26 protein-coding genes and 3 tRNA genes are annotated in these 24,841 nt (G+C 63.0%); 13 read left to right on the forward strand and 16 right to left on the reverse strand.

Features of this window, described 5'->3' with window-relative positions:
* Positions 1–168: 168 nt before the first annotated feature.
* The 3 genes from AB9K35_RS05285 to AB9K35_RS05295 all read left to right on the forward strand — a co-directional run bounded on the left by AB9K35_RS05285 (position 169) and on the right by AB9K35_RS05295 (position 2,802).
* On the forward strand, positions 169–1,644 hold the full coding sequence (locus AB9K35_RS05285) for a leucyl aminopeptidase (protein WP_369924808.1): 1,476 nt from the start codon (positions 169–171) through the stop codon (positions 1,642–1,644).
* 6 nt (positions 1,645–1,650) lie between these two features.
* On the forward strand, positions 1,651–2,109 hold the full coding sequence (locus tag AB9K35_RS05290) for a DNA polymerase III subunit chi (protein ID WP_222453402.1): 459 nt from the start codon (positions 1,651–1,653) through the stop codon (positions 2,107–2,109).
* Between the two features lie 195 nt (positions 2,110–2,304).
* Positions 2,305–2,802: a CHAP domain-containing protein gene (locus AB9K35_RS05295; RefSeq protein WP_222453401.1), complete on the forward strand. Its 498-nt coding sequence runs from the start codon at positions 2,305–2,307 to the stop codon at positions 2,800–2,802.
* A gap of 119 nt (positions 2,803–2,921) precedes the next feature.
* Here AB9K35_RS05295 and AB9K35_RS05300 read toward each other — a convergent pair whose 3' ends face one another.
* From AB9K35_RS05300 to AB9K35_RS05310, 3 genes are read right to left on the reverse strand one after another with little or no spacing between them, the layout of a single operon-like run.
* Positions 2,922–3,503 carry a TIGR02281 family clan AA aspartic protease gene (locus tag AB9K35_RS05300; RefSeq protein ID WP_222453400.1) on the reverse strand — a complete coding sequence of 194 codons (582 nt, stop codon included), beginning with the start codon at positions 3,501–3,503 and terminating at the stop codon, positions 2,922–2,924.
* 44 nt (positions 3,504–3,547) lie between these two features.
* Positions 3,548–4,168, reverse strand: coding sequence for a MarC family protein (locus AB9K35_RS05305; RefSeq protein WP_369924809.1), 621 nt, complete (start codon positions 4,166–4,168; stop codon positions 3,548–3,550).
* Positions 4,165–6,027, reverse strand: a complete 1,863-nt coding sequence (locus AB9K35_RS05310) for an ABC-F family ATP-binding cassette domain-containing protein (protein WP_369924839.1) — start codon at positions 6,025–6,027, stop codon at positions 4,165–4,167. Before AB9K35_RS05310 ends, AB9K35_RS05305 begins: the two co-directional genes overlap by 4 nt.
* Positions 6,028–6,227: 200 nt before the next feature.
* Between AB9K35_RS05310 and ndk the strand changes: the two genes are divergently transcribed.
* Positions 6,228–6,650, forward strand: coding sequence for a nucleoside-diphosphate kinase (gene ndk / locus AB9K35_RS05315; protein ID WP_222453397.1), 423 nt, complete (start codon positions 6,228–6,230; stop codon positions 6,648–6,650).
* 67 nt (positions 6,651–6,717) lie between these two features.
* Here ndk and AB9K35_RS05320 read toward each other — a convergent pair whose 3' ends face one another.
* From AB9K35_RS05320 to AB9K35_RS05345, 6 genes are all read right to left on the reverse strand, one after another.
* The gene (locus tag AB9K35_RS05320) at positions 6,718–7,236 is read right to left on the reverse strand and encodes a DUF4112 domain-containing protein (RefSeq protein WP_369924810.1); all 519 of its coding nucleotides are present in this window, start codon (positions 7,234–7,236) and stop codon (positions 6,718–6,720) included.
* Entirely contained in the window at positions 7,229–7,399 is a 171-nt protein-coding gene (locus AB9K35_RS05325; RefSeq protein WP_222453395.1) for a YqaE/Pmp3 family membrane protein, read from the reverse strand. The genes AB9K35_RS05320 and AB9K35_RS05325 overlap by 8 nt, the downstream gene beginning before the upstream one ends.
* Positions 7,400–7,550: 151 nt before the next feature.
* Positions 7,551–7,898, reverse strand: coding sequence for a TfoX/Sxy family protein (locus tag AB9K35_RS05330; RefSeq protein ID WP_222453394.1), 348 nt, complete (start codon positions 7,896–7,898; stop codon positions 7,551–7,553).
* Between the two features lie 82 nt (positions 7,899–7,980).
* Positions 7,981–9,075 carry an ABC transporter substrate-binding protein gene (locus AB9K35_RS05335; RefSeq protein WP_369924811.1) on the reverse strand — a complete coding sequence of 365 codons (1,095 nt, stop codon included), beginning with the start codon at positions 9,073–9,075 and terminating at the stop codon, positions 7,981–7,983.
* Positions 9,045–10,430 carry a sensor histidine kinase gene (locus tag AB9K35_RS05340; protein WP_369924812.1) on the reverse strand — a complete coding sequence of 462 codons (1,386 nt, stop codon included), beginning with the start codon at positions 10,428–10,430 and terminating at the stop codon, positions 9,045–9,047. The genes AB9K35_RS05335 and AB9K35_RS05340 overlap by 31 nt, the downstream gene beginning before the upstream one ends.
* Positions 10,427–11,092: a response regulator transcription factor gene (locus AB9K35_RS05345; protein WP_369924813.1), complete on the reverse strand. Its 666-nt coding sequence runs from the start codon at positions 11,090–11,092 to the stop codon at positions 10,427–10,429. The genes AB9K35_RS05340 and AB9K35_RS05345 overlap by 4 nt, the downstream gene beginning before the upstream one ends.
* 106 nt (positions 11,093–11,198) lie before the next feature.
* Here AB9K35_RS05345 and AB9K35_RS05350 point away from each other — a divergent pair, with 106 nt between their 5' ends.
* The 3 genes from AB9K35_RS05350 to AB9K35_RS05360 all read left to right on the forward strand — a co-directional run bounded on the left by AB9K35_RS05350 (position 11,199) and on the right by AB9K35_RS05360 (position 14,480).
* Positions 11,199–12,182, forward strand: coding sequence for a tripartite tricarboxylate transporter substrate-binding protein (locus AB9K35_RS05350; RefSeq protein ID WP_222453390.1), 984 nt, complete (start codon positions 11,199–11,201; stop codon positions 12,180–12,182).
* A gap of 284 nt (positions 12,183–12,466) precedes the next feature.
* Positions 12,467–12,961 (forward strand): tripartite tricarboxylate transporter TctB family protein, encoded by a 495-nt coding sequence (locus tag AB9K35_RS05355; protein WP_222453389.1) that lies wholly within the window; start codon positions 12,467–12,469, stop codon positions 12,959–12,961.
* Position 12,962: 1 nt separating this feature from the next.
* Positions 12,963–14,480: a tripartite tricarboxylate transporter permease gene (locus AB9K35_RS05360; protein WP_222453388.1), complete on the forward strand. Its 1,518-nt coding sequence runs from the start codon at positions 12,963–12,965 to the stop codon at positions 14,478–14,480.
* Between the two features lie 236 nt (positions 14,481–14,716).
* Here AB9K35_RS05360 and AB9K35_RS05365 read toward each other — a convergent pair.
* The 3 genes from AB9K35_RS05365 to AB9K35_RS05375 all read right to left on the reverse strand — a co-directional run bounded on the left by AB9K35_RS05365 (position 14,717) and on the right by AB9K35_RS05375 (position 16,118).
* Positions 14,717–14,791, reverse strand: a tRNA-Asn gene (locus AB9K35_RS05365).
* Positions 14,792–15,056: 265 nt separating this feature from the next.
* Positions 15,057–15,131, reverse strand: a tRNA-Asn gene (locus AB9K35_RS05370).
* Between the two features lie 69 nt (positions 15,132–15,200).
* Entirely contained in the window at positions 15,201–16,118 is a 918-nt protein-coding gene (locus tag AB9K35_RS05375; protein WP_369924814.1) for an MBL fold metallo-hydrolase, read from the reverse strand.
* An 84-nt stretch (positions 16,119–16,202) separates the two neighbouring features.
* Here AB9K35_RS05375 and AB9K35_RS05380 point away from each other — a divergent pair, with 84 nt between their 5' ends.
* Entirely contained in the window at positions 16,203–17,522 is a 1,320-nt protein-coding gene (locus AB9K35_RS05380; protein WP_369924815.1) for an ATP-binding protein, read from the forward strand.
* A 70-nt stretch (positions 17,523–17,592) separates the two neighbouring features.
* Here the strand turns inward: AB9K35_RS05380 and AB9K35_RS05385 are convergent.
* Positions 17,593–17,668: transfer RNA gene (locus AB9K35_RS05385), tRNA-Ile, on the reverse strand.
* Positions 17,669–17,983: 315 nt separating this feature from the next.
* Between AB9K35_RS05385 and purM the strand changes: the two genes are divergently transcribed.
* The 3 genes from purM (at position 17,984) to rnd (ending at position 20,865) form a co-directional block, all read left to right on the forward strand.
* Complete coding sequence (gene purM, locus AB9K35_RS05390; protein WP_369924816.1) at positions 17,984–19,030, forward strand: phosphoribosylformylglycinamidine cyclo-ligase; 1,047 nt, start codon at positions 17,984–17,986, stop codon at positions 19,028–19,030.
* Positions 19,027–19,623, forward strand: a complete 597-nt coding sequence (purN, locus tag AB9K35_RS05395; RefSeq protein ID WP_222453384.1) for a phosphoribosylglycinamide formyltransferase — start codon at positions 19,027–19,029, stop codon at positions 19,621–19,623. Before purM ends, purN begins: the two co-directional genes overlap by 4 nt.
* An 84-nt stretch (positions 19,624–19,707) precedes the next feature.
* Entirely contained in the window at positions 19,708–20,865 is a 1,158-nt protein-coding gene (gene rnd / locus AB9K35_RS05400) for a ribonuclease D (protein ID WP_369924817.1), read from the forward strand.
* Between the two features lie 91 nt (positions 20,866–20,956).
* Here rnd and AB9K35_RS05405 read toward each other — a convergent pair whose 3' ends face one another.
* On the reverse strand, positions 20,957–21,466 hold the full coding sequence (locus AB9K35_RS05405) for a hypothetical protein (protein ID WP_369924818.1): 510 nt from the start codon (positions 21,464–21,466) through the stop codon (positions 20,957–20,959).
* 137 nt (positions 21,467–21,603) lie between these two features.
* Here AB9K35_RS05405 and AB9K35_RS05410 point away from each other — a divergent pair, with 137 nt between their 5' ends.
* A complete protein-coding gene (locus tag AB9K35_RS05410; RefSeq protein WP_222453381.1) occupies positions 21,604–22,014 on the forward strand; it encodes a SufE family protein in 411 nt (136 codons plus the stop codon).
* Between the two features lie 65 nt (positions 22,015–22,079).
* Here the strand turns inward: AB9K35_RS05410 and AB9K35_RS05415 are convergent, their stop codons facing one another.
* A complete protein-coding gene (locus tag AB9K35_RS05415) occupies positions 22,080–22,790 on the reverse strand; it encodes a DUF1638 domain-containing protein (protein ID WP_369924819.1) in 711 nt (236 codons plus the stop codon).
* 1 nt (position 22,791) lies between these two features.
* A complete protein-coding gene (locus AB9K35_RS05420; protein WP_369924820.1) occupies positions 22,792–23,490 on the reverse strand; it encodes a corrinoid protein in 699 nt (232 codons plus the stop codon).
* Between the two features lie 221 nt (positions 23,491–23,711).
* Between AB9K35_RS05420 and AB9K35_RS05425 the strand changes: the two genes are divergently transcribed.
* A complete protein-coding gene (locus AB9K35_RS05425) occupies positions 23,712–24,791 on the forward strand; it encodes a PA0069 family radical SAM protein (protein WP_369924821.1) in 1,080 nt (359 codons plus the stop codon).
* The last annotated feature ends 50 nt before the right edge of the window (positions 24,792–24,841 follow it).

The following is a 24,841-nucleotide window of genomic DNA, read 5'->3' on the forward strand; positions in this document are numbered from 1 at the left end:
CCATTGTTGTTTTGCCGGACCTTAGTGGATTTGCTGCGCGGGGAAAACTGCATTCTGGCGTTGATGCGAGATCCGCGCAGGCTCTGGCCGAAGCGAGGTCTGGTCAAGCGCGACCGCGCGCGATAGCTGTTTGCTCAACAAGCAACCGACCCAGCAGGAGAACGTGGCATGAGCAGCCTCACCCCGATCCATTTTGCAGACTATGACCCCAAGGCCCTGTCCGGCATGACCGGCCGTGTTGCGGTGCTGGTCACGCCCGAGGGCAGCATGGATCAGGCGGCGCGGACCGCCAACCGGTTGAGCAAGGGCGCCATTGCCCGCCTGATCGAATCGGACGGTTTCAAGAAGGTGAAATCCGGGCAGGTTGTTTCCATTACCTGGCCCGCCGGGATGCAGGCTGAAGCCTTGGATGTGCTGGTGTTGTCGCGCAAGCTGACCCCGGTGGAGGCGCGCAAGGCCGGGGCCAAGCTGGCCTCGGTGGCAGCGGGTAAGCCGCTGACGGTGATGGTCGGAAACATGAACAAGGCGGCGGATTTGACCCTGGGGATCGCCCTGCGTGGCTACGAATTCGAAAGCCACAAGACCGCCACCGACGAGGCACCCCGGGCCGAGGTGACGATTGCCAGCAAGGTGCCGTCCGATTTGGAGGCGACCTGCGCGCCGTTGCTGGCCGTGGCCGAGGGCGTGCATATGACACGCGATCTGGTCAACGAACCGGCCAATGTGCTGACCACCACCGAATTCGCCCGTCGGATCGACGAGATGAAAGCGATTGGCCTGGAGGTCGAGATCCTTGAAGAGGCGGACCTGGAAAAGCTGGGCATGCGCACATTGCTCAGCGTCGGGCAGGGGTCCGACAGCCCCTCCAAGGTTGCGGTGATGCAGTGGAACGGCGGTGCCAAGGATGCCGCGCCGCTGGCGCTGGTCGGCAAGGGCGTGGTGTTCGACACGGGCGGCATCTCGCTGAAGCCGGCGGGTGGCATGGAAGACATGACCATGGACATGGGGGGCGCCGGCGTTGTTGCCGGCACCATGAAGGCGCTGGCGCTGCGCAAGGCCAAGGCCAATGTCGTGGGCCTGGTCGGACTGGTCGAAAATATGCCGTCGGGCAATGCCATCCGCCCCGGCGACGTGGTGAAATCGATGAAGGGCGACACGGTCGAGATCATCAACACCGACGCCGAGGGGCGCTTGGTGCTGTGTGATGTGCTGTGGTATGCGCAGGAACGTTTCAAGCCTGCGGCCGTGATTGACCTGGCGACCCTGACGGGTGCCATCATCATCGGTCTCGGGCACGAAAATGCAGGCGTGTTTTCCAACGATGATGCCCTGTGCAACGCTTTCCTCAAGGCCGCAAATGCGGAGGGCGAGGGCGCCTGGCGGATGCCCCTGGGCAAGGCCTACGATGATCAGTTGAAATCGCGTATCGCCGATATGAAGAATGTCGGTGGCCGCCCCGCAGGCTCGATTACCGCGGCGCAGTTCCTGCAGCGCTTCATCCAGGACGGTGTGCCGTGGATTCACTTGGATATTGCCGGTGTGGCCTCTGTCAAATCGGACACCGATTTTGCGCCCAAGGGCGCAACCGGCTGGGGCGTGATGGCGCTGAACCGTCTGGTCTCGGACAAGTTCGAGGCGGAATAATCACGCATGGGGGCTGCCTATTTCTATCACCTGACGCGCGCGCCGCTGGAGGAGACGCTGCCGGTGCTGCTGGGCAAGGCCCGCGGCGCCGGATGGCGGATCGCGGTGCGCGGGCGCGATCCGGAGCGACTGGCCTGGTTGGACGATTGCCTGTGGCAGGGGCCTGCTGACAGCTTTCTGCCCCATGGCCTGGCGGGTGGCCCTCATGACGCGTTGCAGCCGATTTTGCTGACCACGGCCGCCGAGGCGGCAAATGCGCCAGACTGCGTGATGGCGGTGGACGGTGCCGCCGTCAGCCCGGAAGAGGTGCAGAGCCTGCAGCGGGTGTGCATCCTTTTCGATGGGACCGATCCGGACGCCGTCCAGCACGCGCGTGTTCAGTGGAAGTCCCTCACCGACGCGGGCTGTTCTGCCCAATACTGGTCCGAAGAAAGCGGGCGGTGGGAGAAAAAGGCGGAAAAATAGCGCCTCCGCCCGATTGGTCGGCGAGTTTTCGCCGGTTCCTCACGGGATTGTTTCAATTGTGCAGGAATTGCTCGCGTGAGCGTGCAACCCACAGTATGCCTGCTGCCAGTAAGGCTGGGACAAGTCGATCACGAGGGACGGATGAAGGTACGAGGTGTTCTTGGGCGAGCGCGCCTGACATTTGTTGCTGGCGCAATGTTGCTGACACTTGCGAATTGCGCGGACATGGAGAGCGGCTCGGTCAGTCGCGCCGAAGTGGACATGGAACGGCTGACCTTTGCCGTCGACGTGGCGCAGACGATGCGGTCCAAGGGCCAGAGGGTCTGGTGTGTACCTTTCGCCCGCAACGCCAGCGGGATCGAGATCTACGGCAATGCAAAAACCTGGTGGAACCAGGCCAAAGGCCAGTACCAGCGCCAGAAGACGCCGCATACCGGTGCCGTTATGGCCTTCACTGCCACAAGGTCCAATCCGCTGGGTCACGTGGCTGTCGTCTCCGAGGTCGAAGGGCCGCGTCGGATTCGGGTGAACCACGCCAATTGGCGTCGGAACCGGGTGTCTCTGGACATGGCAGTGGTGGATGTGTCGAAGAACAACGACTGGTCCGCCGTGCGACTGGAAAGCAACCCCGGCGCACTCGGCCGGGTCTATCCGGTGACCGGCTTTATCCTGCCGCCCGCCAGCAAGGGCTGAACCGACCTTGCGCTACATGGCCGCGGGGTGGTGGCAACGCTTGTCTCCAGCTACGTCAGGCAAAGGTGTCTGCTTGTCACGCGCACCCGGCTGGTGGAGTCGCGGCTGACTGGCGGCGGTCAGCGGGTCAGCACCAAGGCGCCATTGCGGATCTCGATGCTGGACCAGCGTTGCAGATAGCCCATGCCAAGCAGGGATTGCTCCAGCTCGCCCTCGTTCACCCAGACGCGCAGGTTGCGATCAGTGATGCCGCCCAGTGAAATTTCGTCAATCCAGACCGAGGCGGTGCGCACCTCACCGTTGGCGGTCCGCGCGCGTCCCAGATAGGCGAGGGCCTTGGTGTCGATGCCCGCGCGCTCTGCATCGCGCTCATTGAGGACAACCTGGCTGGCGCCGGTGTCGACCAGGAACTCGACCGGCGTGCCGTTGACCTCAAGTGTGAGGTAGTAGTGCCCATCGCGCGAGCGTGGCACTTCGACGCGGCCAGTCTCTTGCGCGACGCTTTGTTGAGGGCGCACGGTCTGGCGGATGTCATCCCACAGCCCATAGGAGGCAATGACGCCGAGAAAAATGAAGATCCAGACCGCGAACATTTGCGCGGCCTTCCCAAGGGAGTTGCGGTTCTGGACAAAGACCCAGGACCCGACCGCAACAAGCAGGATCACCAGATAGATAACTCGTCCGATTTCATAGTCGCCCATCGCGGCACCTCCCCCCTGTTATGTAGGTGCGCAGGGCGGTGGTGCTAGGCCGCAAAACCATAAGCGCGCAGTCCGTCGAGGACGAATTGCACCGACAGGGCGGCCAGCAGCATGCCCAGAAGCCGGGTGACCACGGTGATGCCGGTCTTGCCCAGCAGGCGTTCGAACAGACCGGAAAACAGGCACATCACCAATAGGATCGCCAGCACGCAGACAACGACGCCCATGACCATTGCGAAACCGGCGAACCCCGGTTTCTGGCCGGTCAGCAGGATCACCGTCGCAATCGAGCCGGGTCCGGCGATCAGCGGGATCGCGAGGGGAAAGACCGAAGGGTCGTCAATGTCGTCGTCTTCACTGCGATCTTCGCGACGCTTGTTGCGGCGTTCAAACAGCATATCCAGCGCCGTCAGGAACAGAAGTACGCCACCGGCGATGCGAAAGGCGGGCATGGAGATGCCGACGAAGCCCAGAACCGCCTCGCCAAGGGCTGCAAACAAGGCCAGAAGAACCGCGGCGATGACGGTGGCGCGGATCGCGATGCTGCGACGTTGGCGCGGGGTCATGCCTTGGGTCAGCGCCAGGAAAATCGGTGTCAGCCCGATCGGGTCGACAATGACGAACAGGGTCACGAAAGAGGTGATCAGGAATGCGGTGTCGATCATTGCGCCTCGGCCTGCTCCAGCTTTTCAAGGGCGTCCATCCACAGGGTCTCCGCCCGGGCCAGCGCCTCGATACATTCGGCATGTTTCTTCTGCCAGGTCTCGATGTCGGCTGCTTTGCCCGGCTCGTACAGGCTAGGGTCGGCCAGCTTTTCGTCAAGCTTTTCACGCATGTCGGTCAGCTTTTCCACGCGCGCTTCGGATTTGCGCACCTCTGCGCGCAGCGCCAGAAGCTGATCGCGGGAAGCCCGTTTCGGTTTGGCGGTCTTGATCGCCTCGGCGTCGGCCTTGGGAGCAGGTTTGTCCCGCGCCAACAGCAGCGCGCGGTAGCTTTCCAGGTCGCCGTCATATGGTTTGACCGTGCCGTCGGAGACCAGCCACAGCCGATCCGCCACCAGGCTCAGCAGATGCATGTCGTGGCTCACCAGGATGACGGCGCCAGAGTAGGCAGTCAGCGCCTCGACCAGGGCCTCGCGGCTTTCGATGTCCAGGTGGTTGGTCGGTTCATCCAATATCAGCATATGCGGAGCGTCGATCGTCGCGAGCAGCAGGCTGAGCCGGGCCTTCTGGCCGCCAGACAACCGTCGCACCTCGGTCTCTGCCTGGGCAGCCCCAAGGCCGAAACCCGCCAACCGAGAGCGCCACCGGGCCGGTGCTTCCTCCGGGCGCAGGCGGCGCAGGTGGTCCAACGGGGTTTCATCCACATACAGCTCATCAACCTGGTGCTGCGCGAAATAGCCGATACGCAGTTTGGAGGACCGCGTCATCGAGCCCGCCATCAGCGGCAGACGGTCCGCGAGAAGTTTAGAGAGGGTCGATTTGCCCTGACCGTTCTTGCCCAGCAGGGCGATCCGGTCGTCCTGGTCTATGCGCAGGTTCAGCCGTTTCAGGATCTCGGTGTCGCCATACCCGGTGACGCCCCCTTCGATCTGGATGATCGGGGGCGACATCTCCTCCGGCTCGGGGAAGGTGAAGGCGCGCAGGGCGGCTTCTTGCGGGGTGGTGATCGGCTTCATCTTGGCGATCATCTTGAGCCGCGATTGCGCTTGCACCGCCTTGGACGCCTTGTAGCGGAAGCGGTCGACAAAACTTTGCAGGTGCGCGCGCCGCGCCTCCTGCTTCTTGGCCTCGGCTTCGGCCACCGCCAGCCGGGCGGCGCGGGTTTCGGCAAACGTATCGTAGTTGCCCTGGTAGAGCGTGAGCTTCTTGTCTTCCAGATGCAGGATCGCGCCCACAGCCCGGTTCAGGAGGCCCCGGTCGTGGCTGACGATCAGCACCGTATGCGGGTATTTGGCCAGGTAGCTCTCGAGCCAGAGCGCGCCCTCGAGATCCAGGTAGTTGGTGGGCTCGTCGAGCAGCAGCAGGTCCGGTTGGGAAAACAGCACCGCTGCGAGGGCCACCCGCATCCGCCAGCCACCGGAAAAGTCCGAACACGGGCGCTGCTGGTCGGCATCGTCAAATCCCAGCCCCTTCAGGATCGAGGCGGCGCGGGCTTCGGCTGACCAGGCGTCGATGTCGGCCAGCCGGGTCTGGATCTCGGCAATTCGGCCGGCGTCCGTGGCGGTGTCCGCTTCGGCCAGCAGTGCGGCGCGCTCGGTGTCGGCGGCCAGCACCGTATTCAGCAGCGAGACATCCGACGAAGGCACCTCCTGCGCGACACCGCCGATGCGGGCGCGGGAGGGCAGGGTGATGCTGCCGGATTCCAGCGCCAGCTCGCCCCGGATGATGCGGAACAGCGTGGTTTTACCGGTGCCATTGCGCCCGACCAGACCGACCTTGTGCCCGGTGGGAATATTGGCGCTGGCGCCCTCGATGAGCGGGCGGCCTTCGACCGAATATGTGATGTCCTGAATGCGTAACATGAGCAGCGGTGTGGCGCAGCCGTCGGGGGCTGTCAATCGGCCTGCCGCCTTGGGCGGCTCGAAAACCTTGCTCCTGGATACGCGCGTGCGTGTGCGCGCTCTGAAAACATCTTCCCAAGCGCGCCAAGCCATGTTAGGCGGCGCGCGGAGTTTCCGGCCTAGGGACATCCCCCGAGGCCCATCAATCAGGAGAATGCCAAATGGCTCTGGAACGCACTTTCTCGATCATCAAGCCCGATGCAACCCGCCGCAACCTGACCGGCAAGATCAACGCCAAGTTTGAGGAAGCCGGCCTGCGCATCGTGGCGCAGAAGCGCATCCACATGACCAAGGAACAGGCTGGCAAGTTCTACGAAGTGCACGCCGAGCGCCCGTTCTACGACGAACTGTGCGAATTCATGTCCTCCGCGCCGGTTGTCGTGCAGGTTCTGGAAGGTGAAAACGCCATCGCGAAGAACCGCGAAGTCATGGGTGCGACCAACCCGGCAGACGCCGCACCGGGCACCATCCGTGCCGAGTTCGCCGAGTCCGTTGGCGAGAACTCCGTGCACGGCTCCGACGCTCCGGAAACCGCTGCTGCGGAAATCGCATACTTCTTCTCCGGCATCGAGCTGGTTGGCTAAGCCATAGACACTGGCTGATTTCAGCTGGTTTGAGGGGGCTGCAGCTTTGGCTGTCAGCCCCCTTCTTTCATCGATCCAATGTGCGGCTCAGCGGATGCTGCCAAGCCGGACGATTGCGTGGCTTCCCACGGTGGTGCATGCCGACATACGATGGGGCCATTTTCAGCTCGCGCGGCGGCGTGAGGCTGGAAAAGGGTTTGCGACCCAAACGTTTAGGAAGCGGCTCCTTTGGCGGCGTTTCCTCGAGGTGGCGGCGCAGGAGGGCCGTGTTACGAGTATTTGCCTTCCACGCCACGTCGAACAGGTCACCGACCAGCGGCACCGACCCGATGAGGGCATCGACACCGATATTGGCAGCCATCCGCGCCAGTATCGGGGCGGAAGCACCCATGCGGTAGCCGGAGTAGAGGATGTATCCGGCGGGGATCAGGGCGACAGCGTCGCCGACGCCCGGCACAAGCCCGGCAATGCTGTCCCAGCCAATCCGTACCCCGAAGACGGGGATACGGAAGGCGCGATCCATACGCTGGGCAAGACGATCCAGGGTTTCGAGCTTGCGCTCCTGAAGGGGGCTAAGGTCAGACATGTTCAGGTCTCCTCGCGATGATCCAGACCGCATGGACGATACCGGGGATGTAACCCAGCAGAGTCAGCAGAATGTTCAGCCAGAAATGTTTGCCCAGACCCACTTGGAGGAACACGCCAAGTGGCGGCAGAATGATGGCGAATATGATACGGATCAGGTCCATGCCGGGTCTCCTTGCTTCGCGTTGCACTCGTCAGGACAACGATTGAAACCGGCAAAAGGTTGCATCCCGGGCAGAGGCGGCCTGCAGGGCTGGCTGGAGAGAGGCGCTGAGAGAAGGGCGACAGGCCGCGGCGCGGGCAGTCACGTGCCGCTCAGAGCGCCTTCAGATCTGCGGCGCTGGCCCGCACGCCAATGGCGTCGAGTTCTTCCAGGAATTTGCTGTCGTGCTGCGGGCGGGCGTCGGCCTTGATCGCGTCAAAGCGTTTGCGCAGCTCTTCTTTTTCTCTGCCCTTGCAGTCATTCCACGGGCGTCCCTGCAGGGCCATGACCAGCGCGTAGTAACCGATGAAATGCGGCCGCGTGCCACTGCGAAGCAGGCGTGCGTAGGCGGCATCGGCACCGATTTCGCGCAGTTCCTCAGCCGAGTGGATACCCGCGGCGCGGCAGGCCTCTTCATATGCCGGGCCAAGGTTGCGAATGCTGGAGATCGGAGTGTTCATGGTTTGTTTCTATCGCGTCGCGCAAGGTTTGTCACCCCAAGATGTCTGCATGTGGCCGACTCCGGTCTCGCTATCTGCCACCTCAGCGCGGCGTTCCCTCCTTGCGCACGGCGCTGAACCACTCCGCCATGAAACGGCGCCGTTTCTGCGCATCGAGATAGACTAGCAACCCGGGGCCGAGGTGAATGGGGCGATGTCCGCTGGTGGTGTCGGTCAGGGATTCCGGCGGCGGGCTGAAGGGAAAATCCTCGGCAAGCGGGCGGGACCAGCCGGCGGTTACCAAGTGATCAACGAAGGCCTCTGCGCGTTTTGGCTGAGCGCCACCGCGCAACAGTACCGCCGAGCGCATCATCAGATGGGTATAATCGACCGGATCCACGACGATGATCTTGTCGGCCAGATCCTTGCGCGCCCGGGCATAGCTGCCCAGGACGTTGTAGGCGACCAGAATGTCACCGGCGGCCACGCTTTCGATCATGGCGGCGGAACAGCAGAACAGTTGCGGGCGCAAGCTGCCGATCACCTCCATCAGCCGCCAGTAGGTTTCCGACGTGCGGGCATCCTGGGTGGCAAACAGGTAGCCCAAGCCACTGAGGGACACGTCATAGGTGCCCACTTTGCCGCGAAACCGCTCAGGTTTGGCGCGCAGCAGGGTGACCAGATCCTGCCGGGTGCGGGGAACCTCCTGCTCCTCGAACCCTTTGGTGGAAAAGACGATCGAGGCCGGTTCCATCGAAAACGCAAAGACATGGCTGCGCCACTCGCCCCAGGGCGGGATACGTGCGGTTGCGTCTGACTGGTAGGGCCTTGTGTAACCGTCATTGGCAAGCTTGGTCTGCAGATCCATTGCGGAGGAAAGGGCGACGTCAAACTGATGCTCGCCCTCCAGGATTGCTTTCATGACCTGACTGCTGTTGGCCACGGTATAGTCCACCGCGGTCCCCGGATTGCGGCGCAGAAAGCTGTCGATTAGCGGCGCAAGAATATGCGTGTCGGTGGTTGAAATGACCCGCAGCGGAACGCCGTCCGCCGGGCCGATCCATCGGTGTTCTTCGATTTCAAAGCTGCGAGCGGGCTGGGCATGGATGAACAGAAACACCGCCAGCAACAACTGGGGTGCCAAGGTCATCAACTTCTGCAGGTGCTTCATGGGGCTGGAAAACACAGGGTAACGCATGCGCCTGCTCCTGTTTCGCTATTCTTGATAAGGAGTTGGCCCGCGTGTGCCTCTGCAACCTCGCGGGCGATGGTCAGCCCCAGGCCGGAGCCAATGGTGTCGCGGGCATTGGCGCCCCGCACAAAGCGTTGGGTCAGCGCTTCGGTGTCCTCCTTGCCAAAGCCGCCAGCCTGGTCTTCGACCGTGATCCGCGCGAGGCCATCACGGGTTTCCACCCGGATCCACACCTGGCTGTCTTGCGGCGAATACTTGATGGCGTTGTCGAGGATATTGCGCACCGCGTTCTGGATCAGAATGCCGTCGCCGCAGGCGCGAACATCGGTTTCTGCGGCGAAGTGCAGTGTGATTTCCTTCATTTCTGCAACCGGTTGCAGCCTGTCGGCCAGCTCGCGGGCCAGATCTGTCAGGTTGATGTCATCCTGCTCCAGGCTGTCGGTGCGAAAGGAGACCATAGCGTGGTCCAGAAGCTGCCCGGCGGCGCGCGAGCTTTCGTCGATGGCGCGGATCATCTCGCGCAGACCCACCCGGTTGGCCTCCTTGTCGACCCGCATCAGCATGACCTCGGCCTGGGTCCGTACGGTGGCCAGCGGCGTGCGGACGCGGTGGGCGGCCTCGGCGATGAAATCCTCGGACCGGCTGAGCGACGTCTGCAGGCGGCTGATGAAGGTGTTCAGCGACGCCACCAGCGGGGCCATTTCCGAAGGCACCGGACGCGTCACCGGGCGCAGGTCCTTTGGGCCGCGCCGCGAAATCGCCGCAGTCAGCGCGCGCAGCGGCGTGATGCTGGACTGCGCGGACCAATAGGCCAGCGCCGAGGCGAGCAGGAAGAAGGCCACCCCCAGGTGAAGCGCCGAGCGGAACAGCTGGCTGAGCTGCACGTCCTGCCCGGTGCGGGTTTGTGCCACCGAGACCTGCACCAACACCGGTGCGCCGCTGACGGCCAGTCGCCGCGACAGAGTGACCACACGGATGCTCTCCTCCTTGTATTCGGCGGTCTGGAACAGCGGCTGGGCAACCTGGTTGGTGGAACGGCCGACCGGCAGATCGGCATAGCCCGTCAGCAGTCGCCCGGCAGTGGTAATCCGGTAAAAGACCCTGTCGTCGCTGACATTTCCCAACATCGACAGCGCCGCGTAGGGGATGTCGGCGGTGATTTCGCCGGATTGTACGGACACCGAATCGAGGATCGAACTGGCCGAGGCCAGCAGGATGCGGTCGTGGCTTTCCTCCGCCACGTTGCGCACGAACCCCAGCACCGCAAAGAACAACAGCGCGGCCAGCAGCGCCGCGCTGCCCACCAGCTGCAGCAGCAGGCGGCGGCGGATCGAGCCGCTGACATTGACGGTGCCGCTCATTCCAGCGACAGCCGATAGCCGAGGCCGCGCACGGTGGTGATTTGCGCCGAGGACCCCGCCAGATGCTTGCGCAGCCTCGCGACATAGACCTCGATCGCATTCTCCGAGACGTCCTCGTCATAGGAAAACAACCGATCGACCAGCTTGGCCTTGGAGAAGATCTGGTCTGGAGCGTTCAGGAAGACCTCCAGCAACCGCAGCTCCCGGTTGCGCAGGGTGGCGGATTTTCCGGCCACGGTCAGCGTGCCGGCCATCGGGTCGAATTCCAGATTTCCGAATCGCCGGATGTTGGAGCTGACCCCGCCGCGCCGCCGCAGCACCGCCCGACAGCGCGCCTCCAGCTCGGCAAAATCGAATGGTTTGGTGATGTAGTCATCGGCGCCCAGATCAAGCATGCCGACCCGGTCGGAAATCTCGGAACGGGCGGTCAGCACAATCACCGGGGTTTCCTTGCGGTGGTCGCGATGGTCTTTCAGAAAGCTGCGGCCGTCGCCATCCGGCAGCATAATATCCAGTAAAATCAGATCGTAATCCGTGGTGCCGACAAAGGCTGTCGCGGTGGAGACATCGGCGGCGTGGTCCACCACATGGCCGTCCAGGCGCAGCCGGTCCAGCAGGGCGCTGGCCAGGCTCTCGTTATCCTCGACCAGAAGAAACCGCATGCCGGGTGATCCTTTCCTTTCGCGCCGTGACAGGTTTGTGTCAGCTTGCTGTGTTCCCTTTCAGTCATGGGCGGCAAAACCGCGCTTTGTCAAATGGGAGGACATAATGACGAAATTTACCCTTACACGCCGGGTGGCGATGGCCGCCGCGGCGGCGGCACTGGCATTCGGCAGCCCGCTGAAGGCGGCAGAGCAGGTGGTTGATAGCATCCACTTCCTGATCCCCGGCGGCGCTGGCGGCGGCTGGGATGGAACCGCGCGCGGCACCGGTGAGGCGCTGACCAAATCCGGACTGGTGGGCAAGGCATCCTATGAAAACATGTCCGGCGGCGGCGGTGGCAAGGCAATCGGCTACCTGATCGAAAACGCCGACAGCAACCACGGCACCTTGATGGTGAACTCCACCCCGATCGTGATCCGCTCGCTCACCGGCGTGTTTCCGCAGAACTTCCGTGACCTGACACTGGTGGCGGGCACCATCGGTGACTACGCAGCAATCGTTGTGGGCAAGGACAGCCCGATCAATTCGATGGAAGATTTGCTGGAAGCCTATCGGGCAGACCCGCGCGGCACGGCCGTGGGTGGCGGCTCGGTTCCGGGCGGCATGGACCACCTGGTCGCAGCGATGGTGATGCAGGCCGCGGGCGAGGATCCGACGGCGGTGAAATACATCCCCTACGACGCGGGCGGCAAGGCGATGGCAGCGCTGCTGTCGGGCGAGATCGCAGCCCTGTCGACCGGTTTCTCCGAGGCAATCGATCTGGCCAACGCGGGCGAGGTGAAGATCATCGGCGTTACCGCGGATGAGCGTGTCGACAGCTATCCGGACGCACCGACCATGAAAGAGCAGGGGTTGGACACGTCCTTCGTGAACTGGCGCGGCTTCTTCGCGGCACCGGGTCTGCCCGAGGACAAGCTCGCCGCCTATCAGGAGGCGCTGGCCAAAATGTATGACACCCCCGAGTGGGAAGAGGTCCGGGCGCGCAACGGCTGGGTCAACATCCACAACTCGGGCGATGATTTCCGCAGCTTCCTCGAGGAGCAGGAAAAGGTCATTGGCGATCTGATGAAGCAGCTCGGCTTCCTCTGAGCGCCCATCCCGACGCTGCCGCGGCATGCGGGGGCATCGCCCTCGTGCTCCCGGGGTATTGAAAGCAAAAGGAAGGCGAGGCCTGGGCCTCCCTTCCGAGGATAACGGCACTGCCTTCCCCGTATACGGCCCTTGGCTCATCAGCCTTCGCCGCGGGGCACGTCCCGCAGGCCATGGTTCACAGACCCTTTCCTATTGCCGAAAAATCTCCCGGGGGCCGCGTGCTCCGCGCGGCGGGGGCTACGCTCCCCGCCTGATCGAAACATACACCACAGGAGCCGCAAATGGCACTCGACCGCTGGATTGCCCTCGTCATCCTGATGATCTGCCTAGCCTATGGCTATGCAGCCTTCTTCACCATGGACGCGGGGCTGCCGCCGTTCATGAAACACAACCCGATCTGGCCCAGCACCTTCCCCAAGGTCCTGTCGGTGATGGCCATTCTGGCCGCACTGTTCATCCTGCTGGGGTTCGAGAAGGGCGCCGACGAGCCCAAGCCGATGGACATCAACTACCGCCGCCTGACGGATTACAACCTGGGCCAGGCGCTGATGCTGCTGGGGCTGATGGTGGCCTATGCGCTGCTGCTGCGTCCGGCGGGCTTCCTGCCCTCGACCGTGGGCTTCCTGGTGCTGGGCGCCGTTGCGCTGGGCGAACGCAAGCTGCACATCCTGCTGCCCGTTGCCGCCGCTGCGGCCGGTCTGGTCTGGTATCTGGTGCAGGAGGTCCTGGGCATTTTCCTGAGCCCCTGGCCCGCATTTTTCATGAACGGAGGCTGACATGCTCGAAGGTATCATGATTGGCCTGGGAACGGCCTTCTCTCTTACAAACCTGTTGATGGTGATCGGCGGCTGCCTGATCGGCACCTTTATCGGCATGCTACCCGGCCTCGGGCCGATGTCGATCATCGCCATTATGATCCCGGTTGCGATCTCCATCGGTGATCCCTCTGCCGCGCTGATCCTGCTGGCGGGTGTCTACTACGGCGCGATCTTCGGCGGTTCGACATCGTCAATCCTGATCAACGCGCCCGGCGTTGCCTCAACCGTGGCGACCAGCTTCGACGGCTATCCGCTGGCGCGTCAGGGCAAGGCGGGCAAGGCGCTGACCGTTGCCGCCATTGCCTCGTTCTCCGGTGGCACAATCGGGGCGATCCTGCTGATGATCTTTGCCCCTGCGCTGGCCAGCGTGGCGCTGCTGTTCCATTCGGCCGAGTATTTCGCGTTGATGGTTGTGGGCCTGTCGGCGATTGCCGCCTTCGCCGGTTCCGGTCAGGTGGGCAAGGCGCTGTTGATGACGCTTCTGGGGCTGATCATGGCCACGGTGGGCGAGGGCGCACTGTTCAACATGCCGCGTTTCACCATGGGCGTCATGGACCTGCAGTCCGGCTTTGGCTTCATCACCCTGGCGATGGCGATGTTCGCCCTGCCGGAGGCGATGTACCTGGTGCTCGATCCCTCGCGCTCCAACACCGAAGGCGGCAGCAACGAGATCAAGGACCTGCGCATCACCCGCGAAGAAGCCAGGGCGATCACCCCGGTAATCGGCCGCCAGTCGATCCAGGGCTTCCTGATCGGCGTGCTGCCGGGGGCAGGGGCCACCATCGCCTCCTTCCTGGGCTATGCGGTGGAGCGCAACATCGCCTCCAAGGAAGAGCAGGAGCAGTTCGGCAAGGGCTCGGTCAAGGGGCTGGCGGCGCCGGAAAGCGCCAACAATGCCGCCTGCACCGGGTCTTTCGTGCCGCTCCTGACGCTGGGCATTCCCGGCTCCGGCACCACGGCGATCCTCTTGGGTGCGCTGATCGCGCTGAATGTCTCGCCGGGGCCGCGGCTGATGGTGGATGAGCCGCAGATCTTCTGGGCGGTGATCATCTCGATGTATCTGGGCAACCTGATCCTGCTGATCCTGAACCTGCCGTTGATCCCCTACATCGCCAAGGTTCTGGCGGTGCCGCGCAACTACCTGATTCCCTTCATCCTGTTCTTCACCCTGATGGGGGCCTATATCGGCCAGAACAACGCCACGGAGCTGTTGATCCTGGTGGGGCTGGGGATCTGCGCCACCGTGCTGCGCTTTGCCGACTATCCGCTGGCACCGCTGCTGATCGGTTTCATCCTGGGGTCGATGCTGGAGAACAACTTCGCCCGCTCGATGCAGCTCTACGATGGGCTCGGCTTCATCCTCGAGCGGCCGATGACGGTTGGCCTTCTGGGGCTGGCAGTGATCCTGGTGGTGCTGCCCAGCTACCGTGCCAGACGGGCACGGCTGCGCGCCAAGGGTGTCGCAGACGCAGACTGAAACAGAAAATGGAAGGCGAAAGCCTTCCATTTTTCTTTCTGGCGGGGGCGTATCGGATTTTACTGCGTTGCCTGCCTTTAGCGGTCCGCCAACGAAGGCATGGTAACGGGAGAGGTGTTCAACGAGATCGAGTCAGGACCGATGCCGCGAACGTAACGGCGCGTTTCCTTCGGCGAGCGATCAAAATGTTTGTGCTGATGGGGTGTTTTTTTCTTCCAACCCGAATGAAGAGGGGTTGGCTCCGGCGGTAGGGATCGAACCTACGACCAATTGATTAACAGTCAACTGCTCTACCGCTGAGCTACGCCGGAATGTGAGGCGTGATATAGAGTTATCATTCTTTGGCGTCCAGAGGAAAATTGCGGGTTTCGCGAGATTTTTTGCCAAGCCCAAAGACCGTTGGGTGCCGGGCCATAGGCATCGGGAGCGGCGACCTCTTGAACATCTGTTTTGTTGAAACAGCGATCTCGCGATGGCGGGATTTTGGAGCAGCGCTTCAGGTCGGAGGGCAGAAACAGCTCAGGCATCAGAAAAGGAAAAGGGCCTAGCGATGGTTCGCTAAGCCCTTGAAACTTTTGGCTCCGGCGGTAGGGATCGAACCTACGACCAATTGATTAACAGTCAACTGCTCTACCGCTGAGCTACGCCGGAACGGTGCGTGCCGTATAGCGGCCTCTCGCTGGGTCGTCCAGAGGGGAGGAGCAAGTTTTTTCAAAAAAATCAGAGATCGGCGCACTCGAAAACAGCATCGGCTGTCAGGGCCCCTTTCGGGCGCGCCAGAGCGCGTCCTGTGAGGTCGACAAGATGGGCAAGAACATTGCGTTCAGCGGCTTTCAGGAGCGCGGCGGGGGTGTCCGTATAGACCATTCGCGCCAGATCCGAGGCCGTCGCTGGCCCCTGTTTCAACGCGCCAAGAATTGCGGCCTCGCGGTTCAAGCGGTGCTGGATCAACCAGTCAAGTCGGTTGGCTGGGTCTTGGACCGGTCGGCCATGGCCTGGGTGAAAGACACGCCAATCCCGGGCGCGCAGGCGGCGGCAAGAGGCCATGAAGTCGGTGAGATCGCCATCCGGCGGAGACACCAGAGAGCTTGCCCAGCCCATCACATGATCAGCGGTAAAGCAGGCGTCCCCCCATGCAAGGGCGATGTGGTTGCCGAGGTGGCCGGGGGTGTGGATCACTTCCAGCTCCCAATCGGAGCCTTTTATGACCTCGCCATCCCTGAGCGTGATGTCGGGGCAGAAGTCGGCGTCCATGCCCTCGCCGCCGCCCATCAGGCCATTTTCGGCCAGGCGCGTCATCGCGGCGCTGCGCCCGGCCAGCGGGCCGCCAAAGGCCAGCACCGGCGCGCCGCATGCCCGTGACAGCGGCGCGGCGAGGGGGGAGTGATCCAGATGGCTGTGGGTGACGATGATATGGCTGATCCTCTGCTCCGGTCGCACCGCTTCGAGAATCGCCTGCAGGTGGCTCTCCGAAAGCGGCCCCGGGTCGATAACCGCCAGATCAGTGTGTCCGAGCAGATAGGTGTTGGTCCCGCGGTGCGTCATCGGGGATGGATTCGGCGCCAGAATGCGGCGCAGGCCGGGTTCCAGAAACTCTGCGGTGCCCACGGTTGGGTTGAATTCGTCGTCTGCCTGCATCGGCCTGATCCTGCTGTTGGCATACCGGAGGGCGTTTCTCCGGTTCGTCTTTTCTATTTTCCTGCCAGCCTATAGGGTCTGCCCATGATTTTCCAATGGCTCAAACGATACGTGCCCCGCAGCCTCTATGCGCGTGCCGCGCTGATTCTGGTGGTGCCGGTGGTGGCGTTGCAAATCGTGGTATCGGTCGTGTTCATCAAGCGCGATCTCGAAGATGTCACGGTGCAGATGACGGCTACGATCCTGCGCGAAATGCGGCTGGTTCAGCAGGTCCTCAACACCGCGCCGGACCGTACGGCTGCTTTGGCGCAGGCCTCGGGCATTCTGCATCCCCTGAACATGCAGCTGCAGTTTCTGTCCCCCGGTGCGGCGCCGCCCGAGGACGTATTCGGGCTGACGGAGTTTTCCGGCCGGGTGGTACGAGAGGAGATGAGCAAGGCGTTCCCCGCCTTCCTGGCGATACAGTTCCTCCCCGAACACCGCGTGCGGGTTTATTTCGACACCGTTCATGGTCCGGCAGAGCTGGTGCTTGACCGGCGTCGCCTGACAGCCGCAGCGCCACACCAGCTGATTGTCACAATGTTGCTGTTCGGCCTGGTCATGATGTTGATTTCATTCCTTTACATGCGGAATCAATTGCGCCCGATCAAACGCCTGGCCAACGCGGCAGAGGCTTTTGGTCGCGGGCGCGTCGTCCCGTATTCACCGGCCGGAGCATTGGAAGTCCGCGCGGCGGGCAGTGCGTTCCTGGATATGCGGGCACGCATCGAACGCCAGATCGAACAGCGCACGCTGATGCTGTCTGGGGTCAGCCACGATCTGCGCACGCCGCTGACGCGGATGAAGCTGGAATTGGCGTTGCTGGACCCGGAAGACGCCGCACCGATGCTGCGCGACGTCGAGGAAATGCAGGCGCTGCTGGATGCGTTTCTGGATTTCACCCGGGGCGCGGCTGTCAGCGAGCCGGAGAAGCTGGATCCCGAAGCCTTCGTGGCCGAGATCGTGGCTGGCTGGCAACGGCAGGAGAAACCGGTGGTGCTGGCGCAGGTGTCCGGCGGTGGGGAAGTCACGCTCCGGCGGCAGCCGATGCGCCGGGCGGTGGAAAACCTGATCTCCAATGCCGTGCGGTACGGCTCACAGGCAAAGGTCTCCCTGACGCTGACGGAGCGCTCGATGCGCATCAGGGTTGAAGATGACGGTCCCGGCATCCCGGCAGAGCAACGAGGCGATGCGGTGCGACCTTTCACGCGTCTTGATCCGGCGCGCAATCAGGATCGTGGGTCCGGTGTTGGCCTGGGACTGGCCATCGTCGCAGATACGGCGCGTGCGCATGGCGGTACCTTGCGACTGGGCGAAAGTGCCGAACTTGGTGGGCTGCAGGCGGATATCGTGATCGCGCGCTGATGCGGGCTGTCTCGGCCCTCGTAGGCCGAGGCTTCGGAGACGGCGGCCAGGTGAATTGGTTTTAGTGGAATGGTAGGCCCGGCAGGATTCGAACCTGCAACCAAAGCGTTATGAGCGCTCTGCTCTAACCGTTGAGCTACAGGCCCGCCACGCTTGCTGGTTAGGGAATGCCGCGCGGGAGGTCAAGCGGTGATTGAGCGCGGGCAGGCCGCCGCTGGCTGACGCTGGCCTGACTGTCGGCATGGTGTGGCACCGAAACAAAGTGACTTGCGCTGTGGGGGGGGCGTGGAGTGCCATGGGAAAGCCTGTCAACCACCGACGGTGTCGCTTTGGCTTTTAGGTCACTTGGGAGGGCGTCATCCCCGGCCTGATGCGACCCTTGCGGGGGTGGCACAATCCCTTGTTCCCTTCTGTCGCGCCTTGCGTTAAAGGCTGCGCAACCCAGTTGAAGGAGCCAGATGATGACCAGCGGCAAGAACGGCCTGACCTATGCGGACGCAGGTGTGGACATTGATGCAGGCAACGCTTTGGTCGACCGGATCAAACCGGCTGCCAAGCGCACCAACCGCCCGGGCGTGGCCAGCGGGCTGGGTGGGTTCGGCGCGCTGTTCGATCTGAAGGGCGCAGGTTACAGAGATCCGATTCTCGTGGGCGCCACCGACGGCGTCGGGACCAAGCTGCGCATTGCCATCGACACCGGCCACGTTGATGGCGTCGGTATCGACCTGGTCGCCATGTGTGTGAATGATCTGGTCTGCCAGGGGGCCGAGCCGCTGTTCTTCCTCGACTATTTTGCGACCGGCAAACTGGAAACGGAAACTGCCGCCCGCATCATCGAAGGCATCGCGGAGGGCTGCGTGCGCTCTGGCTGCGCGCTGATCGGCGGCGAGACGGCTGAAATGCCCGGCATGTACCCGGAAGGTGATTTTGACCTCGCGGGCTTTGCCGTGGGCGCGATGGAGCGCGGCACCGCTCTGCCCGAGGGCGTGGCGGAGGGCGATATGCTTCTGGGGCTGGCCTCGGACGGTGTACACTCCAACGGCTATTCGCTGGTGCGTAAGCTGGTCGAGGTTTCGGGGCTTGGCTGGGACGCAGACTGCCCGTTTGGCGAGGGCACGCTGGGCGAGGCGCTGCTGACGCCGACGCGCCTGTACGTCAAACAGTGTCTGGCCGCGGTGCGGGCAGGGGGCGTGCATGCGCTGGCCCATATCACGGGCGGCGGTCTGACCGAGAACCTGCCGCGTGTGCTGCCCGAGGATCTGGGCGCCGACATCGATCTGAACGCGTGGGAACTGCCGCCCGTGTTCAAATGGATGGCCGAAACCGGCGGTATTGCCGAGGCCGAGATGCTGAAAACCTTTAACTGCGGCATCGGCATGATCCTGTCGGTCTCTGCCGACCGTGCGGATGCGCTGGTCAAGGTGCTGGAAGACGAGGGCGAGAATGTCGTGCGCCTCGGCACCGTCACCAAGGGCGCGGGCATGCGCTACGCGGGCAAGCTGCTGTGAGCCACAAGCGGGTTGCCATCCTGATTTCCGGCGGCGGCTCCAACATGGTGTCGCTGCTGGAAAGTATGACCGGGGACCACGCCGCGCGCCCGTGCCTGGTGTTGGCCAACAACGCCGATGCGGGCGGGCTGGCCAAGGCCGCCGCCGCAGGGGTCAAGACGGCGGTGGTGGATCACCGGCCGTTCAAGGGCGATCGCGAGGCATTCGAGGCGGAGCTGGTAAAGCCGATCCTGGCGGCGGAAGCCGACATTGTCTGCCTGGCCGGCTTCATGCGGGTCTTGACGGCTGGCTTTGTCTCCCAGTTCGAAGGGCGGATGCTGAACATCCATCCCTCGTTGCTGCCGAAGTACAAGGGACTGCACACGCACGCCCGGGCGCTGGAGGCGGGTGACGCCGAGCATGGCTGCACTGTCCACGAGGTCACACCGCGTCTGGATGACGGCCCGATCCTCGGTCAGGCAAGGGTGCCAGTGCAATCGGATGACACCCCGGACACGCTCGCTGCGCGTGTATTGGTGCAGGAACATCTTCTGTATCCCGCGGTGCTGCGGCGTTACGCGGCGGGTGACAGAACGCCGGTTCTGCTGGGCTGAGCGGCGATTGGCCGGGTTGATTGCATTGCCGTGGCCAAGCGCGTATCACATGCCGACCCAGATGAGATTGAAAAGTCGTTATTGATGAAAACTCTGACCACAACCGAAGAATTGCAGGCGTTCTGCAAAGACGCCGCCCAGCACCCCTATGTCACTGTGGATACTGAGTTTCTACGTGAACGCACCTATTACTCCAAGCTGTGTCTGATCCAGCTGGCCTATTCTGGCGACGGCGAGAACGACGCCGTGCTGGTGGACCCTCTGGCGGAGGGGATTTCGCTGGAGCCTCTGTACGATCTCTTCCGAGATGAAAATGTGGTCAAGGTGTTTCACGCGGCCCGGCAGGATCTGGAAATTTTCTGGGTCGATGCGGGGGTCTTTCCCAAGCCCTTGTTCGACACCCAGGTGGCTGCGATGGTCTGCGGCTTTGGCGAGCAAGCAGGCTACGAGACCCTGGTTCGCAAGATCGTCAAGCAGGGGTTGGACAAGACCTCGCGCTTCACCGACTGGTCACGCCGCCCTCTGAGTGAGGCGCAAAAGACCTATGCGCTGGCGGATGTGACCCATCTGCGCAAGATCTACGAATTCCTTGCAGCCGAGCTGAAAAAGAGTGGCCGGTCCCATTGGGTGGCCGAGGAATTGCAGGTTCTGACCGACCCTGCGACCTATGATATCCAGCCCAGGGAAGCCTGGAAGCGGGTCAAGACCAGAACGACGTCGGGCAAGTTCCTGGCGGTCGTGCGGGAACTTGCGGCGTTCCGCGAGGAATACGCCCAGAGCAACAACGTACCGCGCAACCGGGTCTTCAAGGATGATGCGCTGGTGGAGCTGGCCTCGACCAAGCCGCGCACCCCGGCCGAGCTTGGCGGCTCCCGTCTGCTGTTGCGTGAAGCCCGCAAGGGCGCGATTGCCGAGGGCATCCTCGCGGCGGTCGCCAAGGGTGTGGCTTGCCCGCCGGAAGACCATCCGAAGCCTGATCGCAGCAAGGAAAAGATGCAGGTGAACCCGGCGCTGGCCGACCTTCTGCGGGTCCTTCTGAAGGCCAAGACCGAGGCCGAGGGCGTCGCTGCCAAGTTGATTGCCCCCAGCACCGATCTGGACGCGATCGCTGCCGGTCAACGGGACGTGCGGGCGCTTCGCGGCTGGCGCCGTGAGGTGTTCGGAGAGGATGCCTTGCGGCTGTGCGAGGGCCAAATTGCGCTGGCTGCAAAGGGGCAGGCCGTGCAGGTGGTCGAGCTGTAATATCCTGCGGGCGTGCAGACCTGCACGTCGAGGTAAAACGCGGAAACTTAATAGGAAAACGGCGCCCTGTTGTCAGGGCGCCGTTTTTTCATCAGCGGCGGCGGCTTTCGCGCGCGTTCGTCGCGCCATTCACCCTGACGATGCGAATGGCTGCCAGTTCCTGCGAAGACAGGCTGCGGGCGGCATGAACCGTGCGGGTGGCGGCTGGACCGACGGGGGTCGGCCCCTGCGGGAATGTCACCCGAAATTCCAGAGTGAGCACACCGTCTGTCGCTTCACCTGCGCGGCGCAGCTCGACGTCATAAGCGCCCTGTCGGCTGGTGACCGCGGTGGCGCGAATGATGGCGCCGGTGGGGGTGGGCTCGATCTGCAGGTCGGTGATCTGATTTGCCAGCACACTGCGATCCACCGCTTCGGGCCGTGAGAACACGCCGCGTTTGCGGCTTTCTTCGGGGATCAGCGGGTTGGTCCCCTCGGCTGCAACCACTTCAACCGGTTCCGATCTGCCGAACCAGTTGACCGGATTGATCCGCGACTCCTTCCAGCCGCACCCCGCCAGTACCAGCGCACCGGCCAAGGTCAAAACCAAGGGTTTTTGCATCTGTCCCGCCCTACTCAAAATGTGTTTGTTAGGAAGTACCCGATTGGGTGCAGCTTGAAAAGCGGTTGAAAAGGCCGGGGCAGGGGCTTAGGTGCTGAACAGTCCCGATAAATGCCGCAACTGAGGATGGACCGACAATGGCCGCAGCCGCCTTTGAAGAGATCGTGGAAGACTTCGAGTTCATGGAGGACTGGGAGGACCGTTATCGCCATGTGATCGATCTGGGCAAAGCGATGGAGCCGCTGGAGGATGCGCTGAAGGTCCCGGCGACCAAGGTCGATGGCTGCGCAAGCCAGGTCTGGTTGCATGCGGTTGTCGAGGGTGGCCGCTTCCGCTTTGATGGCGACAGTGACGCGATGATCGTGCGGGGACTGATCGCGGTGCTGCGCAGTCTCTACAATGGGTTGCCCGTCGCCGAGGTTCCCCAGGTGGACGCGAAGGCGGAGCTGGGGCGGTTGGGGCTGAACGACCATCTGTCCGCGCAGCGCTCGAACGGACTGCGCGCGATGATCGAGCGGATCCGGGAAACCGCGATGGCGCAGGCCTGAGGAGGCCGGGCGAGGGGGGGTACCCCCTCGTGCTTGGCGGTGAACTTCAGGAAAGATGCGGGCGGCTATTCGGCCCAGCGGGTTATGGCGGCTTCCAGGTCACCGTAGCCGGTGTGGCGGTGTTCGAATGCCAGCCCCATGCGTTCGGCGCAGTGGCGGGCTTTCTCCACCAGCGCAGGATCGCTGGTCTGCGACTGATAGACCAGCTTGGTGTAGTTGCCGAACACCATGTCCCGCAGCTCCGGGTTCTTGTCGAGGCCCATCGGGCGCCAGACGAAGGCGTCGAACTGCTTGACCAGGAAGTCGGTCAGGTAGAAGGCGGTGATTTCGCCCTCTTCGGCGTGTCGGGCAAAGGTGTCGTTGCCCTCGAAGAAGGAATAGCAGTGCGGGCCCGCCACCATTTCGACGCCCAGCTCGGCGCATTTGCGCTCCAGCGCGCCGCCGGTGCCGCAGTCGGCGTATACCACGTAGATCTTGTCATAGACCGCTGAATGCTTGGCCACCGCGCCTTCGATGGCGTCGGTGATCTGCTCCGGGAAAAGGTGCAGCTTGGCAGGCAGGCAGGTGAGGTCGATGTGATCGAGCCCGTTTTTATCCTTGATATCAAGGATTTCACGCGCAAGCGCGCCGCAGGCGATCAGCAGGATGCGGCCAGTCTTTTTCTCAGGGGCAGCCAGACCCTGTTCGGTGAGGGAGCTTTCCTCAAGTGTTCGCCCGGTCGGCGGGCGGAAGGCAGCCCGCTCGGTCAAGCGGGCTGCGCGTCCTTTGCGTGCCAAATCAGGCGCTCATCGAGTTGTGCTTGCGGGCGACCAGTTCCTTGGCCATTTCCACAGCAACGGCGGCGTCGCGGCAGTAGCCGTCCGCGCCGATGGCCTTGCCGAACTCTTCGTTCAGAGGTGCACCGCCGACCAGCACGATGTAATCGTCGCGCAGGCCCTGCTCCACCATCGTGTCGATCACCACCTTCATGTAGGGCATGGTGGTGGTCAGGAGGGCGGACATCCCCAGGATGTCGGGTTTGTGCTCGGCAATGGCTTCCAGGTAATTTTCGACCGGGTTGTTAATGCCGAGATCGACGACTTCGAAGCCCGCACCTTCCATCATCATGGAGACCAGGTTCTTGCCGATGTCGTGAATGTCACCCTTCACGGTACCGATTACCATGGAGCCGACGCGCGGCGCACCGGTTTCGGCCAGCAGCGGCTTCAGGATGGCCATGCCGCCCTTCATCGCGTTTGCGGCCAGCAGCACCTCGGGGACGAACAGAATGCCGTCGCGGAAGTCGGCGCCGACGATGGTCATGCCACCCACCAGGGACTTCGTCAGGATGTCGTAAGGCGCCCAACCGCGCTCGAGAAGGATGTTCACACCTTCTTCGATTTCCTCTTTGAGACCATCATAGAGGTCGTCAAACATCTGTTGAACGAGCTCCTCGTCATCGAGTTCCGAGAGGATGATGTCTTCTTCGTCCGACATGCGCCTATTCCTTGCTGACGGGCTGCGCCCCGTGTTGGCCTAGTTTTGGAACTTTTGTGACAGATTGCCGCTATGCGACTGCATTATTTGCGACATTGCTACAGTCCGAACCGACGTATAGAGGCAAAAATGACGATTTGATAATTCGGATTTTGCATGGAAATCTTCGTTTCCATTCATTTGTTCTTTATTTGTTCTATTTGATGGCGCATATTGTGGCCATGACAGACATCGATGTGACCGTTCCGATGCGCCGCAAAGCGCGTGCCAGCCTCAGTAATGCGGCAGGCCGGTTCGATATGGGGCGTGCGGACGTGGATGACGGCTGGTCGCGGGACGACGCGCCTGAGGTGATTCCCACCGAGTTGAGGCTTGAGACCGCGCGCAGCCTGATTTCCTACAACCGCTCGCCCGACCTGCCGTTTGACCGCTCCATCAACCCATATCGGGGGTGCGAGCATGGCTGCATCTATTGTTTTGCCCGCCCGAGCCATGCCTACCTGGGGTTGTCGCCGGGAATGGATTTCGAAACCCGCCTGGTGGCGCGGCCCAACGCGGCAGAGGTGCTACGGCGAGAATTGTCGGCACAGAAGTACAAGGTCGCGACGCTCGCCATCGGAACCAACACGGATCCCTACCAGCCCTGCGAACGCGATCAGGGGATCATGCGCGCCTGCCTGGAGGTGCTGCGCGATTTCAATCATCCCGTGGCCATCGTCACCAAGGGCACATTGGTGGAACGCGACATCGACATCCTTGCGCCCATGGCGGCCCTGGGGCTGGTGCGGGTGGGGGTGTCGGTGACGACCCTGGATGCGGATCTCTCCCGTCGGATGGAGCCGCGCGCGCCGCTGCCTGCCCGGCGGCTGGCAACGATCCGGCGTCTGTCGGATGCGGGTGTGCCGGTGCGGATCATGACCTCGCCGGTGGTGCCGGGGCTGACCGACCATGAACTGGAGGCGCTGCTGGCGGCCGGTGCGGAGGCGGGCGCGGATGCGGCGAGCTGGATCATGCTGCGGCTGCCGCGCGAGGTGTCGGAGCTGTGGCAGGAATGGCTGGCCGAACACGTCCCGGGTCGGGCGGCCAAGATCATGGCGCGGTTGCGGGAAATGCACGGCGGGCGCGACTACGATCCGCGTTGGGGCCATCGCATGCGCGGCGAGGGGCGGTATGCCGAAATGATTGGCCAGCGGTTCAAGGCAGCCTGCAAGCGGCTCGGCCTGCAGGAGCGCACGCCGCCGCTGCGCTGCGACCTGTTTTCCCGACCGCCGCAGCCCGGTGATCAACTGGCGCTGTTTTGACGCTTCGGGAACAGAAAAATCGGGCCGATCGTGGTATGATGCAGCGTCAC

Source organism: Leisingera sp. XS_AS12, assembly GCF_041224635.1.
Classification (GTDB): domain Bacteria; phylum Pseudomonadota; class Alphaproteobacteria; order Rhodobacterales; family Rhodobacteraceae; genus Leisingera.